Origin of the sequence: Streptomyces lincolnensis, assembly GCF_001685355.1 — a bacterium.
In the GTDB taxonomy this organism is placed as follows: Bacteria; Actinomycetota; Actinomycetes; order Streptomycetales; family Streptomycetaceae; genus Streptomyces; species Streptomyces lincolnensis.
Window position 1 is genome coordinate 7,618,964 of the sequence record NZ_CP016438.1, and the last position, 13,434, is coordinate 7,632,397.

The 13,434-nt window shown below is 72.1% G+C and carries 11 protein-coding genes; 8 read left to right on the forward strand and 3 right to left on the reverse strand.

Annotated elements, in window-relative coordinates:
* Position 1: 1 nt before the first annotated feature.
* Positions 2-1,321: a cation:proton antiporter gene (locus SLINC_RS33775; protein ID WP_067441299.1), complete on the reverse strand. Its 1,320-nt coding sequence runs from the start codon at positions 1,319-1,321 to the stop codon at positions 2-4.
* A gap of 153 nt (positions 1,322-1,474) precedes the next feature.
* Here SLINC_RS33775 and SLINC_RS33780 point away from each other — a divergent pair, with 153 nt between their 5' ends.
* The 6 genes from SLINC_RS33780 (at position 1,475) to argF (ending at position 8,589) form a co-directional block, all read left to right on the forward strand.
* Positions 1,475-2,692, forward strand: a complete 1,218-nt coding sequence (locus SLINC_RS33780) for a hypothetical protein (protein ID WP_067441302.1) — start codon at positions 1,475-1,477, stop codon at positions 2,690-2,692.
* Entirely contained in the window at positions 2,689-3,822 is a 1,134-nt protein-coding gene (locus SLINC_RS33785; RefSeq protein WP_067441304.1) for an effector-associated domain 2-containing protein, read from the forward strand. Before SLINC_RS33780 ends, SLINC_RS33785 begins: the two co-directional genes overlap by 4 nt.
* A gap of 100 nt (positions 3,823-3,922) precedes the next feature.
* Positions 3,923-4,144, forward strand: coding sequence for a hypothetical protein (locus tag SLINC_RS33790; RefSeq protein WP_067441306.1), 222 nt, complete (start codon positions 3,923-3,925; stop codon positions 4,142-4,144).
* Positions 4,145-4,271: 127 nt separating this feature from the next.
* Positions 4,272-6,170 carry an aKG-HExxH-type peptide beta-hydroxylase gene (locus SLINC_RS33795; protein ID WP_067441308.1) on the forward strand — a complete coding sequence of 633 codons (1,899 nt, stop codon included), beginning with the start codon at positions 4,272-4,274 and terminating at the stop codon, positions 6,168-6,170.
* 92 nt (positions 6,171-6,262) lie between these two features.
* Positions 6,263-7,483, forward strand: a complete 1,221-nt coding sequence (locus tag SLINC_RS33800; protein ID WP_067441310.1) for an arginine deiminase — start codon at positions 6,263-6,265, stop codon at positions 7,481-7,483.
* Positions 7,484-7,581: 98 nt separating this feature from the next.
* Positions 7,582-8,589: an ornithine carbamoyltransferase gene (gene argF / locus SLINC_RS33805; protein WP_067441312.1), complete on the forward strand. Its 1,008-nt coding sequence runs from the start codon at positions 7,582-7,584 to the stop codon at positions 8,587-8,589.
* A 30-nt stretch (positions 8,590-8,619) separates the two neighbouring features.
* Here argF and SLINC_RS33810 read toward each other — a convergent pair whose 3' ends face one another.
* Entirely contained in the window at positions 8,620-9,072 is a 453-nt protein-coding gene (locus tag SLINC_RS33810; protein WP_067441314.1) for an ATP-binding protein, read from the reverse strand.
* A gap of 304 nt (positions 9,073-9,376) precedes the next feature.
* Between SLINC_RS33810 and SLINC_RS33815 the strand changes: the two genes are divergently transcribed.
* Both SLINC_RS33815 and SLINC_RS33820 read left to right on the forward strand, forming a co-directional pair.
* Positions 9,377-10,204, forward strand: a complete 828-nt coding sequence (locus SLINC_RS33815; RefSeq protein ID WP_067441316.1) for an enoyl-CoA hydratase family protein — start codon at positions 9,377-9,379, stop codon at positions 10,202-10,204.
* A complete protein-coding gene (locus SLINC_RS33820; protein ID WP_067441319.1) occupies positions 10,189-12,546 on the forward strand; it encodes a bifunctional salicylyl-CoA 5-hydroxylase/oxidoreductase in 2,358 nt (785 codons plus the stop codon). Before SLINC_RS33815 ends, SLINC_RS33820 begins: the two co-directional genes overlap by 16 nt.
* Positions 12,547-12,607: 61 nt before the next feature.
* Here the strand turns inward: SLINC_RS33820 and SLINC_RS33825 are convergent, their stop codons facing one another.
* The gene (locus tag SLINC_RS33825) at positions 12,608-13,420 is read right to left on the reverse strand and encodes a PaaX family transcriptional regulator (RefSeq protein WP_067441322.1); all 813 of its coding nucleotides are present in this window, start codon (positions 13,418-13,420) and stop codon (positions 12,608-12,610) included.
* Between the last annotated feature and the right edge of the window lie 14 nt (positions 13,421-13,434).

A 13,434-nucleotide genomic window follows, 5' to 3' on the forward strand; every position in this document is an offset into this window, starting at 1 on the left:
GTCAGCTCACGTCGGCCGCGGCGTCGCCCTGACGGGGCTCGACGACGACTCGGGCGGGGACGGGAGCGGGGTCCGGTACCCGACGCCGCTCACGTTCGTCGAGCCGGCGGACCAGGAGCAGCAGCGGCTGGGTGAACAAGGTCGTACACAGCGCCATGAAGACCAGGACCGTGTAGAGCGGCCGGCTCAACAGGCCTGCCTGGAAGCCCGCGTTGAGGGCGATCAGTTCGGTCAGACCGCGGGTGCTCATCAGGACGCCCACGGTCCGTGCGTCCTGCCGGTCGAGGCCGCCGAGCCGGGCCGCCGCCGTGCCGCTGCCGATCTTCGTGACGACCGCCAGCACCGTCACCACCGCCAGGGTGACCCAGCCCGTCGAGCCCATGCTGCCGAGCGCGACGGACTGCCCCGAGACGACGAAGAAGAACGGCAGCAGCAGCGAGCCGACGTCGTTCAGCGGCCGCACCAGGTCCGGGTCGAGTGTGCCGCCCTTCTCCCGGGGCACCACGACACCCGCGAGCAACGCACCGAAGATGACGTGCAGTCCGATGCTGTGGGTCACCCACGCCGACCCCAGCGCGAAGCCGATGAGAAGCGCCAGCCGAAGCGAGGGCTCCATCCGAGTACGCCACAGCACCCGACGCAGCAGCGGCCGGGCCAGCACGAGCATCAGCGCCACGAAGACCACGGCGATCACCAGCCGGTACCGCCATCCGATGGACTCGTCACCGCCGCCGCTGTTCAGCAGCGCCCCGGCCAGGACCGTCCAGCCGATCACGTCCAGCAGGCCGGCGGCGGACACCGCGACGATCCCCGGCACCGTGGGGGCCAGGCCGTTCTCCCGCACTATGGCCGTCAGGACCGGTACCGCGGTGATCGACAGCGCCACCCCGGCGAACAGCACCGTGGAGGGATCGGGGTCCGGCATGCCCAGCGCGCGCAACTGATCCTGGAACAGCAGCGCACACCCGCTGCCCACGGCCATCGGCACCACGAACGTGGCGAGCGCCACGGTCACCGCCGTACGCGCCCGGGCGCCCAGAACCTTCAGATCCAGTTCGTACCCCACCGCGAACAGGAAGACCACCAGGGAGAACTGCGCGAACCCGGTCAGCGCCGGCTCGATGGCCTCGGGGAACAGCGCACGGTGCACGTCCGGCGCCAGGCTGCCGAGCAGCGAGGGGCCGAGCGCTATGCCGGCCGTCAACTGGCCGACGATGTACGGCTGCTTCAGCAGCCGGGCCAGCCAGCCCGCGGCATGCGCGGCCACCAGGATCAGGGCCGAGGCGCCAACGAAGTGCGCCACCATCGCGTCAGGGCTCACGGTGTCTCCCTGCTGTCCAGTTGTCGAGGCCGTTCGTGCGGCCGAAGGAGGGTCTTTCGCATGTGTGCTCGACCCCAACCTCCTTATGGTACTGGTAACTTGACGAGGCAACGGAAGTCGTACACGGCTTCGCACCGGTGTCACGGGGGGCACATGACGGCGGTCGTCTTCATCCATGGGACAGGGGTACGCGAACCAGGCTTCTCGAAGCTTGCGGGGCGCGTGGCGGCCGGACTGACCGCCCTGCGCGACGGACTTCGCATCGTGCCGTACTACTGGGGAGGCACGCACGGTGCCACGCTCGCGGCGGGCGGGGCGAGTCTGCCGCCCCAGCCGGCGGCCGTGTCCCGCGGCCTCGCGGAAGCGCCGAGCGCCCCTTGCGCCCTCCACGCCTCCGAGGCCGGATCCCCGGCCGGCCCGGCGCCGGACGACACCACCGCCGGCTGGGCGGCGCTCTACGCCGATCCGGACGCGGAGCTCGCCCTGGCCGCGGCCGGCGGCGGTCCGGCCGTCGAGCGGCCGCCCGGTTCCGTGCCGCCGGAGCAGCCCCTCCGCGTCCGGCTGACCGTCCTGGCCGCCCAAGGAGACGCGCCTGCCGCCGAGTTGGGCCCGGGCCTGGCCCGCGCGGCGACCGGACTGGCCGGCCACCCCCTGCTCGGCCCCGCTGCCGAGGCCCTCGGTCCGGAGGACCTCGCGGTCCTCGCGGCCCGCGCCCTGACCGCCCGGGTCATCGCCGACGCCTTGGACGCCGACGACCCGCTGGTGCCGGTCGGCGACACCCGGGACACCGTCACCGGTCGGCTCGCCCAGGCCCTGGGCGCACCGCCCGGGGGCACGGAACGCGGACTGCGCTCCCTGCTGCTCCGGGCCGCGGGCTCCGCCGCGTCCCGTGCCGTCGTACGCCGTCGCCGTGCCCTCACCGAGGCCGCGCACCCCGCCGCCGCGGATGTGTTGCGCTATCTCAGCCGGGGCGCGGCGGTCCGCGCCGAACTGCGCTCCCTGATCAGCGGCTTGGAGGAACCCGTGGCGCTGGTCGGCCACAGCCTCGGCGGGATCATCGCGCTGGACACCCTGATCTCCGGGCCGCTGCCGCAGGTCAAGCTGCTGGTGACGGCCGGCTCCCAGGGCCCCTTCCTGTACGAGTCCGGCTCGCTGCCCACACTCGAACACCCTGCGCCGCTGCCGCCGCACCTCCCCGAGTGGCTCAATCTGTACGACCGCCGGGATCTGCTCTCCTACCTCGGCGCCGGACTCTTCCCGGGGCGGGTCACCGACATCGCCGTCGACAGCCGCCAGCCGTTTCCCGCCTCCCACAGCGCCTACTGGACCAACCCGGCGGTGTACCGGCACATCGTGGACCTGCTGCCGTGACGGGCGCGCGAGTGGATCCGGCCCGGGTGCACGCCCTGATCGTCGGAGTCGAGGCCTACGGTGCCGGGCCGGCCTGGGACCTGCCCGGGCCCGCCCGGGACGCCGTCCGCTTCCACCGGCTGCTGCGCGCGGCCGGAGTGCCCGAGGACAGGCTCCGCCTCCACCTCGCGCCGTTGCCGACAGGCGTTCCCGACATCCCGTACCGACCCGCCGACCAGGCCACTCTGCGGGGCGTCCTCGTCCGTGAACTGTCCGTGGCCCAGGGCGAGATCCTGTGGGTGTGGTGGGGCGGGCACGGCGTCCTCGACCGGGCCGGCCGACTGCGGCTGTTCTGCTCCGACGCCACCACCGCCGACAAGCTGAACATCGACCTGGACTCGGCCGTCGAGCGGTTCGCGAGCGACGCGGTGCCCGCCCTCGGAGAGCAACTGTGGCTCGTGGACGCCTGCGAGACCTTCGAGGAGGACCTTGCCTTCCGGGAGCAGCTGCCGCCGGACGCCTTGCCCGTGGGGCGGCGCACTCTGGTGCACCGTCAGACGGTGCTGCGGGCCGCGGGCCGTGGCCGGGCGGCCGCCAACGATCCCGAGCGTGGCACCGGTCTCTTCTCCGACGTGTTGCTCGGCCTCCTGGCCGACCGCGCCGCCGTCCTGCCCGCGCCCCCCGATCCGGAGGAACTGTTTCCGGCCGTACGAGCGCGTATCGCGGCCCTCAGGGAAGCGGGGCGTACTCTGCAGTATCCCGACATTAGGCTGCGCAGCCCCGAACGCACCGAAGTTCTGCCGGCGGACTTTCCCGCACCTGCTCCGATCCCCGCGCGGCGCCCGGCCTCGCCGCTCCAGCGAGCGGTCGAGGCGCTGCTCGCCTACCCGCTGATGGACGACCCCACCGAACGGCAGACCGTGGTATCCGCGCTGGCACCTGGTGTCACCGTGACACTTCCCCGTCACAACAGGGCCCGTACGGATGTCGTGGGGATCCTCAACTCGCTCGCCCGGCACCACCCCGAGGCACTGTGGGAGCTGTTCGACGCCGTGGTATCCGTGGACGGTGACCCCGGGCGCGGGGACGAACTCGGCGCGGCACTGCGCGCGTTCGAGGCGTCTGTGAAGGGTCCGGGCGATCGGAAATGATCGAGTGGCGTGATCGTACGGTTTTCGACCCGGCCAGGAATGGCCATGATGGATAGGGACGCGGGGCATCGCGTGCCACCGTGCGAGAAGGGGGAGCATCTTGGACTGGCCGCTCGCGCACCACGCCGAGGTCGCCGCCAGTGAGTCGGCCGCCGATGCGGCCACGCATGTCTGGGAGTCGGATCTGGCGGACGTCGCGGCGCTCCCCCTCACCGCAGTGGACGGCTTGTCTCCACTGCCGCCCGCCGACCGCCTCCTCGCCGAGGTCCTGCGCGCCCGCGGGGGCATCCGGGGTGGTGGTGAGCCCGCCCGGGCCGAATAGCCGTGGTGAGACCGGTGGCGCTCTCAGGGCGGAACAGTCGCGCCGCCCACCCGACGACGAGCCCCCGGCGGGCCCTGTCCGCCGGGGCGCCCGCATGTCCGCCCCCGCGACCGGAGGACCCTCACCGATGATCAGTGAGCAGGGACACGCCCCGTTCCGCATGTCCGACCGGCTCTTCGCGGAGGTGGCCGGGGGAGGGGGCTCCGCCGAGGCCCTCGGCCTCCTTCAACGGGCGGAGCGCGCACGCCGGTTGTTGCTTCTGCGCACCCTGTTGGACAGCCTGGGGCCGCTGCCGACACCGCTCGCCACCTCCGCCGAGGCCTGGGATGTCCTGAAGCGGGCGGCCGAGTTGGCGCCGGAGCCGGTCGACCGGCTGCTGCTCGCCCCGGCGACCGGCGGCTGGATCGCCCACCTGCTGCGCCGACTCCACGACACCGCGACGGGACCGCCGCTCTGGGCCGAGGCGGGACACCTGTGTTCCCTCGCCGTCTCGGCCTCGCTGCTGGCCGGTACGCCGGCGGACCTCCGCGTGCCCCTCACCGATGGCGGCCTGTGTCTGCCCGGCCTGGGACTGGCCCGACTCCCGTGCACGGCGCCTGGGTTGCGGATCGGCCGCGCCCGCACGGACGGGGAAGAGCTGACTTTGGTCGGGTCGGGGCGGAACGGCGAGGAGGTGTCCGTGACGGTCCGTCCGGCGACGGAGCCCCTGCCGAGAGGTACGGCTCGTGCCGCCACGGCACCGTCGACCACCGTGGCGGCTCGCCAACCCCAGCCCACCATCCCGGCGGAAACGATTCATCCGCCCCTGGCGTCGGAAAGGCCCCTCACCGGCCCGGCGAACACCCCCGATGCCTGGCTTCCCCTCCGCACCCTCACGCATCTCGCCCCCAGCGGCCCCCTGGCGATTCCCCTGGAAGACCTCGACCCCTATCGCGACCTCGACGACCCCCTCCCCCCGGCCCGTCTCGACCGCGCGGAAGCGGAAGAGTGGCAGCGGCTGTTCGAGGAAGCCGTCGAGATGCTGGACACGCCGGGCGGCACCGGGCCCGGGCGGCTGGTCCCGTCGATGATCCGGGCTGTGTCTCCGTTCGGCCGTACCGCCGTACTGCCGCCCGCCCCGCCCACCGTGCTCGTCTCCGCCTCCAGCGGCGACTCCTTCGGAGGCATGGTCATCGCCCGCCCCTCCTCCGCGCTCGCCCTCGCCGAGACCCTCGTCCACGAGTTCCAGCACAGCAAGCTCGCCGCGCTCCTGCACCTCTTCCCCCTCCTCGACGACGACCGCGAGGAGCGCTACTACGCCCCGTGGCGCCCCGACCCCCGCCATCTCACCGGCCTCCTCCACGGCGCCTACGCCTTCACGGGCGTCGCGGGCTTCTGGCGGGACCGGATGACCGTAGCGGAGAAGGATGCTGCGGGGCCGGGGGATGCCGTGGCATCGAAGGGGGACGGCGTGCCCCAAGAGCCCGCGGCTACCACCGGGTCCGGTTGTTCGGCCGATGAGGCCGGCTACCACTTCGCGCTGCGCCGCACACAGGCCCGCCTGGTCGTGCGGACCCTGCTGGCCGAGGGGCGGCTCACCCCCCAGGGCCGTGCCCTCGTCTCGGGGCTCGCCCGCACCCTGGACGGCTGGCTGCGCGAGCCCGTGCCGTCGGCCGCTCTCGCCCGCGCCCGTACGGCCGCCGCGCTGCACCGCACCGAGTGGCGGTTGCGCAATGTGGCCCCGGACCCCGGCTCCACATACCCACCGGACACCCCCCGCTACCGCCCCGACCGCACCGCCTGGCCGGACCTGCGCACCCACGCCTTCGCCACCCGCCCCACGGCCCCGCGCACCGCCGACGACCACCTGGCCGCCGGGAACCCGGCCGCCGCCCTCGTCCGGTACGCCGAGGAACTGGCCGCCGACCCGGCCGAGCCGCACGCCCTGGCGGGGTGGATCGTGGCTCGCGCGCTGCTCGACCCGGGCCGTGCCGCGCGCCGCATGCTGGCCCGCCCGGAGCTGCTCCAGCCCCTGCCCAGCGGTTGACCTGCCCGGCCGTGTCACCGGGATGAGCACAAGACGGTGCCGAAACGGCCGACCAGCGGGTGAACGCGCTCCCCGGTGGTCAGGATGGAGTCATGGGATTCCATGTCGACTCCGAGGCCGGGCGGCTCAGCCGCGTCATCCTGCACCGGCCGGATCTAGAGCTCAAAAGGCTCACCCCCAGCAACAAGGACGCTCTGCTCTTCGACGACGTGCTGTGGGTGCGCCGGGCGCGCGCCGAGCACGACGGGTTCGCCGACGTGCTGCGCGACCGAGGTGTCGCCGTCCACCTCTTCGGCGACCTGCTCACCGAGGCCCTGGCGATCCCGGCGGCCCGTGCCCTCGTCCTGGACCGGGTCTTCGACGCGAAGGAGTACGGCGTCCTGGCCACCGATCACCTCCGGGCGGCCTTCGACCCCCTCCCCGCCGCGGAGCTCGCCGAACTCCTCGTCGGTGGCATGACCAAGCGGGAGTTCCTTCAGGCGCACCCCGAGCCCATCTCCGTGCGCTTCCATGTCATGGAGCTCGACGACTTCCTTCTCGCGCCCCTGCCCAACCACCTCTTCACCCGCGACACCTCGGCCTGGATCTACGACGGCGTCTCGGTCAACGCCATGCGCTGGCCCGCCCGGCAGCGCGAGACCGTCCACTTCGAGGCGATCTACAGACACCACCCGCTCTTCCGTGACGAAACGTTCCACGTCTGGTCGGAGGGACAGGCCGACTACCCCTCGACCATCGAGGGCGGCGACGTCCTCGTGATCGGCAACGGCGCCGTCCTCATTGGCATGAGCGAGCGCACGACCCCCCAGGCCGTGGAGATGCTCGCGCACAAGCTGTTCGCCGCGGGCTCGGCACGCACGATCGTGGCCCTCGACATGCCCAAGCGGCGTGCCTTCATGCACCTCGACACGGTGATGACGATGGTCGACGGCGACACCTTCACCCAGTACGCGGGCCTCGGCATGCTCCGCTCGTACACCATCGAGCCGGGCGTCGGCGAGGAGCTGAAGGTCACCGACCATCCGCCGGAGCACATGCACCGCGCGATCGCCGCCGCCCTCGGCCTCAGCGAGATCCGGGTGCTGACCGCGACCCAGGACGTGCACGCCGCCGAGCGCGAGCAGTGGGACGACGGCTGCAACGTCCTGGCCGTCGAGCCGGGCGTCGTCGTCGCCTACGAGCGCAACGCCACCACCAACACCCATCTGCGCAAGCAGGGCATCGAGGTCATCGAGATCCCCGGCAGCGAGCTGGGGCGGGGGAGGGGTGGACCGCGGTGCATGAGCTGCCCGGTCGAGCGGGCGGCCGTATAAGCCGTATAAAAAGGGCGTCATGAAAAGGTCGACTGTATAGAAATGTCATCTGTCGTATAGAGTTCCAGTGTCCTGTTCCCGCACTTCTGGAGCGCCCCATGGCGACCGTCCCGACCGCCCTCGCCGGGCGCCCCTTCCTCAAGGAGCTCGACTTCACCGCGCAGGAGTTCCTCGGCCTGGTCGAGCTGGCCGCCGAGCTCAAGGCGGCCAAGAAGGCGGGGACCGAGACACGGCACCTGAGCGGGAAGAACATCGCGCTGATCTTCGAGAAGTCCTCCACGCGCACCCGCTGCTCCTTCGAGGTCGCCGCGGCCGACCAGGGCGCCTCGACGACGTACATCGACCCCGCCGGCTCGCACATCGGCAAGAAGGAGTCCACGAAGGACACCGCGCGCGTCCTGGGACGGCTCTACGACGCGATCGAGTTCCGCGGTGACGCGCAGGACACGGCCGAGACGCTCGCCGCGTACGCGGGGGTGCCGGTCTACAACGGCCTCACCGACGACTGGCACCCCACCCAGATGCTCGCCGACGTGCTCACGATGACCGAGCACAGCGACAAGCCGGTCCAGGAGATCGTCTTCGCCTACCTCGGCGACGCCCGCTTCAACATGGGCAACTCCTACCTGGTCACCGGTGCCCTGCTCGGCATGGACGTCCGGATCGTCGCTCCGAAGTCCTACTGGCCCGCGCAGGAGATCGTGGACCGGGCCCGCGAGCTCGCCGAGACCAGCGGCGCCCGCATCACGCTCACCGAGTCGGTGGCGGAGGGCGTCGCCGGCGCCGACTTCGTCGCCACCGACGTCTGGGTCTCCATGGGTGAGCCCAAGGAGGTCTGGGACGAGCGGATCGCCGCGCTGGCGCCGTACGCCGTGACGATGGACGTCCTGCGTGCCACCGGCAACGCGGACGTCAGGTTCCTGCACTGCCTGCCGGCCTTCCACGACCTCGGCACGAAGGTGGGCCGGGAGATATACGAGACCCACGGGCTGGAGTCCCTTGAGGTGACCGACGAGGTGTTCGAGTCCGCGCACTCGGTCGTGTTCGACGAGGCGGAGAACCGGATGCACACGATCAAGGCGGTCCTGGTGGCGACCCTGGCGTAAGTGCCCCCACCTGCTACGGCGTCCTGGAGCTCACGCGGGACGCCGTTGGTGCGGAACCGTCGGCAGGCGGAACCACACCGCTTTTCCGCCCTCGGTCGGCCGATGGCCGCAGGACTGGCTGAGCGCGCGGATCAGCAGCAGCCCGCGGCCGTGCTCCTGCCAGGGATCGGGGTCCTCGCAGTCCGGCCGGGTCAGATGCCCCGGCGGTGCCGGGTCCGGGTCGTGGACCTCGACCTGGCAGCCGGTGGGCAGCAGCTCCACGACGAGCTCTATCGGCGCGTCGCCGGCGGTGTGCTCCACCGCGTTCGCGACCAGCTCCGCGGTCAGCAGTTCCGCGGTGTCGCTGTCGGCCCCGTGCTCCAGCTCGGCCAGCGCGGTGCGCACCAGGGCGCGGGCCACGGGCACGGCCGCGGCGGAGTGCGGCAGTGCGATGCGCCACGAGGCGGAGGCGGAGGGGCGTTCGTACAAGGCGGGTCCGTTCATGAGCAGGCTGTCCTGCTTTCAACCTTATGAATGGTACGGCGCCGCCCGGCAGAGGCGTCCGACGGGCACCGCTCGGGACCTTCGGCCCCGTTGCAGGGCGGCTTACCCCTGACAACGCTCCGCCGCGCACGACTGCTCCCGCCGTTACACGGGTGTGGACGACTCGTGACGGCTGTGACGCGTCCCGGTCATGGCTATATCGCGCACTCGTGACGACAGTCACAGATGAGTGATAGCTTCGATGGTGAGAGCTCCACGAGCCCGTGCCCGCCCAGGCCCCACCCGGACGAGGAGGCCGCACCTCGTGAGTCCCTTCATCGGCTCCGCCACCCGCACGCCCCGCTGGGAGCACCTCCGCGTCGACGAGACCGACGCGGTCGTCACCGTCACCCTCGCCCGTCCGGACAAACTCAACGCGCTCACCTTCGGCGCCTACGCCGACCTGCGCGACCTCCTCGCCGAGCTGTCCCGGGAGCGGTCGGTGCGCGCCCTGGTGCTGGCGGGGGAGGGGCGCGGCTTCTGCTCCGGCGGTGACGTCGACGAGATCATCGGCGCGACCCTGTCCATGGACACCGCCCAGCTGCTCGACTTCAACCGCATGACCGGCCAGGTCGTACGGGCCATCCGGGAGTGCCCCTTCCCGGTGATCGCGGCCGTCCACGGCGTGGCCGCCGGTGCGGGGGCGGTCCTCGCCCTGGCCGCCGACTTCCGCGTCGCCGACCCCTCCGCCCGCTTCGCCTTCCTCTTCACCCGCGTCGGCCTCTCCGGCGGCGACATGGGCGCGGCCTACCTGCTGCCCCGGGTGGTCGGCCTCGGCCACGCCACCCGCCTGCTCATGCTGGGCGACCCCGTTCGCGCCCCCGAGGCCGAGCGCATCGGCCTGATCAGCGAACTCACCGACGAGGGCCGAGCCGACGAGGCCGCCCAGATCCTGGCCCGCCGCCTGGCCGAGGGCCCGGCGCTGGCGTACGCCCAGACGAAGGCGCTGCTGACGGCGGAGCTGGACATGCCGCTGGCCGCCTCCGTCGAACTGGACGCCTCCACCCAGGCCCTCCTGATGAACGGCGAGGACTACACCGAGTTCCATGCGGCGTTCACGGAAAAGCGCCCTCCCAAATGGAGCGGACGGTGACCGCCCCAACCTCAGGGGCGCGGGGAACTGCGCGACCAGCCCCCACAGGCCCGCACTCGCGCAACGAGATCAGCCACCCCCAACGCATCGCGATCATCGGCGGCGGCCCGGGAGGGCTGTACGCCGCAGCCCTGCTGAAACGCCTCCGCCCCGACCGCGAGATAACCGTCCACGAACGCAACGCCCCCGACGACACCTTCGGCTTCGGAGTGGTCCTCTCGGACGAAACCCTGGGCGGCATAGAACACGCCGACCCCTTGGTCTACGAGGCCCTCCAACAACACTTCACCCGCTGGGACGACATAGACATCGTGCACCGGGGAGCACCGCACACCTCCGGCGGCCACGGATTCGCCGCCCTGGGCAGAAAGCGCCTCCTGGAGATCCTCCACGACCGCTGCCATGCCCTGGGCGTAGACCTCCGCTTCCGCTCCGAGGCCCCGGCCGGCCTCCAAGAGACGCACGACCTCGTCATCGCGGCCGACGGAGTCAACAGCACCACCCGCGAGACCTACGCCCATGAGTTCCGCCCCCATGTGACCACCCACCACTGCCGTTACATCTGGCTCGCCGCCGACTTCCCCTTCGACGCCTTCCGCTTCGAGATCGCCGAGACCGAGCACGGCGTGATGCAACTGCACGGCTACCCGTACGCGCCCGACGCGTCGACCGTCATCATCGAGATGCACGAGGACGTCTGGCGGGCAGCGGGCTTCGAGGACCTGGACGAGACGGAGTCCGTGGAACGCTGCGCCAAGATCTTCTCGGAAGCGCTCGGCAGCCGGCCTCTCCGCTCCAACAAGTCCGCGTGGACCACCTTCCGCACGGTCGTGAACGAACACTGGTCGCACGGCAACATCGTCCTGCTCGGTGACGCCGCCCACACCGCCCACTTCTCCATCGGCTCGGGCACCAAGCTCGCGGTGGAGGACGCGCTGGCGTTGGCAGCCTGTCTGGAGGAACAGCCTTCGATCGAGCGGGCGTTGGCGGCATATGAGGAGGAACGCAAACCGGTCGTCGCCTCCACCCAGCGCGCCGCCCGAGCCAGCCTGGAGTGGTTCGAGAACATCGGCCTCCACCTCGACCAGCCGCCCCGCCAGTTCGCGTTCAACCTCCTCACCCGCAGCCGCCGCGTCACTCACGACAACCTGCGCCTGCGCGACGCCCGCTTCACCTCGGCCGTGGAGCGCGAGTTCGGCTGCCCGCCCGGTACGCCGCCCATGTTCACGCCGTTCCGGCTGCGCGGACTGACCCTGCGCAACCGGGTCGTCGTCTCACCCATGGACATGTACTCGGCCACCGACGGCCTCCCCGGCGACTTCCACCTCGTCCACCTGGGCGCGCGGGCACTCGGCGGTGCCGGGCTGGTGATGACCGAGATGGTGTGTGTGAGCGCCGAGGGGCGGATCACGCCCGGCTGCACCGGTCTCTACACCGGCCGGCAGGCCGACGCCTGGAAGCGGATCACCGACTTCGTGCACGCGCAGGCGCCGGGCACCGCGATCGGTGTGCAGCTCGGCCACAGCGGACGCAAGGGTTCGACCAGGCTGATGTGGGAGGGCATCGACGAACCCCTCCCGGACGGCAACTGGCCGCTGGTGGCCGCGTCGCCGCTCCCCTACAAGCCGTACAGCCAGACTCCGCGCGAGCTCACACGCGCCCATCTCACCGACCTGCGCGAGCAGTTCACCTCCGCCGCCCGGCGGGCCGCCCGGGCCGGCTTCGACCTGCTGGAACTGCACTGCGCCCACGGCTATCTGCTCTCCGGCTTCCTCTCCCCGCTGACCAACCATCGCACCGACGCCTACGGCGGCACGCTCGCGAACCGGCTGCGTTTCCCGCTGGAGGTCTTCGACGCCGTACGCGAGGTGTGGCCCGAGGAGAAGCCGCTGACCGTGCGGATCTCCGCCACGGACTGGGCCGAGGGCGGCACCACGGGCGAGGACGCCGTGGAGATCGCCCGCGCCTTCGCCGCCCACGGTGCCGACGCCATCGACGTGTCGACCGGGCAGGTCGTGGCCGAGGAACGGCCGGAGTTCGGGAGGTCGTACCAGACGCCGTTCGCCGACCGGATCCGCCACGAGGCGGGCGTCCCGGTCGTCGCGGTCGGCGCGATCTCCTCCTGGGACGACGTCAACTCGCTCATCCTGGCGGGCCGTACGGACCTGTGCGCGCTGGCCCGCCCCCACCTCTACGACCCGCACTGGACCCTGCACGCGGCGGCCGAGCAGGGCTACGACGGGCCGGGCGTCGTCTGGCCGGCGCCCTACCGGGCGGGCAGCCGCCGCCCGCAGACCGGCCGCACCGACGGCCCCAAGCCCCGCCTCAAGCTGGGCAGTTGAGACTCCCAAGCGCGACCCGAAGCGCGACCCGAAGCGCTCCGAACGGCCCCGAACCGCCCCGTCAGACGCCCGCGAAGGCCGCCCCCGCGTCCCGCAGCCGCGCGTGCAGGCCCTGGAACACCGCCGCCGAACGGGCCCCCGGCCAGCTCTCGGGGAGCAGCCGGGCGGGCAGGCCGGGATCGGCGTAGGGCAGATGGCGCCAGGAGTCCAGGGCGAGGAGGTAGTCGCGGTAGGCCTCCTCGGGCGGGGTGTCGGTGCGGCGCTGCCAGGCGTGCAGGACGCGCTCGTGGCGGTCGAGGAAGGCCTCGTGCTCCTTGGCGATCGCGGCCAGGTCCCACCAGCGGGCGGCCGCCTCGGCGGTGGGCGCGTAGCCGAGGTGCTCGCCGCGGAAGAAGTCGACGTACGGATCGAGCCGCAGCCGCTTCAGCGTGTGCCGGGCCTCCTCGTGCAGCCGTGCCGGAGCGAGCCACACCCCGGGGGCGGCGGTGCCGAAGCCGAGACCGGCCAGGCGGGAGCGCAGCACATGGCGTTTCTGCCGCTCCGACTCGGGCACGGAGAACACGGCCAGCACCCAGCCCTCGTCCTCCTGGGGCGGTGTGCCGTAGATGCGCCGGTCGCCGTCGTCCAGCAACTGGCGCGCGTCCGGGGAGAGTTCGTACCCGGCGGCGCCCTGTGCCGTACGGGCCGGCAGGAGCAGCCCGCGCCGTTTGAGACGGGACACCGACGAGCGTACGGAAGGGGCGTCCACGCCGACCGCGGCCAGCAGACGGATCAGCTCCGCGACGGGCACCGGGCCCGGCATGAAGCGGCCGTAGGCGCCGTAGAGCGTGACGATGAGAGACCGTGGTGCATGCTGGTCGGACACGTTGATCATCTTAGGTCGTCGGC

Excerpts from the sequence above, each read along its gene's own strand:
- SLINC_RS33825 (WP_067441322.1), bottom strand. The coding sequence starts at position 13,420 with ATGATCAACGTGTCCGACCAGCATGCACCACGGTCTCTCATCGTCACG.
- SLINC_RS33780 (WP_067441302.1), top strand. The coding sequence starts at position 1,475 with ATGACGGCGGTCGTCTTCATCCATGGGACAGGGGTACGCGAACCAGGC.
- SLINC_RS33795 (WP_067441308.1), top strand. The coding sequence starts at position 4,272 with ATGATCAGTGAGCAGGGACACGCCCCGTTCCGCATGTCCGACCGGCTC.
- SLINC_RS33800 (WP_067441310.1), top strand. The coding sequence starts at position 6,263 with ATGGGATTCCATGTCGACTCCGAGGCCGGGCGGCTCAGCCGCGTCATC.
- argF (WP_067441312.1), top strand. The coding sequence starts at position 7,582 with ATGGCGACCGTCCCGACCGCCCTCGCCGGGCGCCCCTTCCTCAAGGAG.
- SLINC_RS33810 (WP_067441314.1), bottom strand. The coding sequence starts at position 9,072 with ATGAACGGACCCGCCTTGTACGAACGCCCCTCCGCCTCCGCCTCGTGG.
- SLINC_RS33820 (WP_067441319.1), top strand. The coding sequence starts at position 10,189 with ATGGAGCGGACGGTGACCGCCCCAACCTCAGGGGCGCGGGGAACTGCG.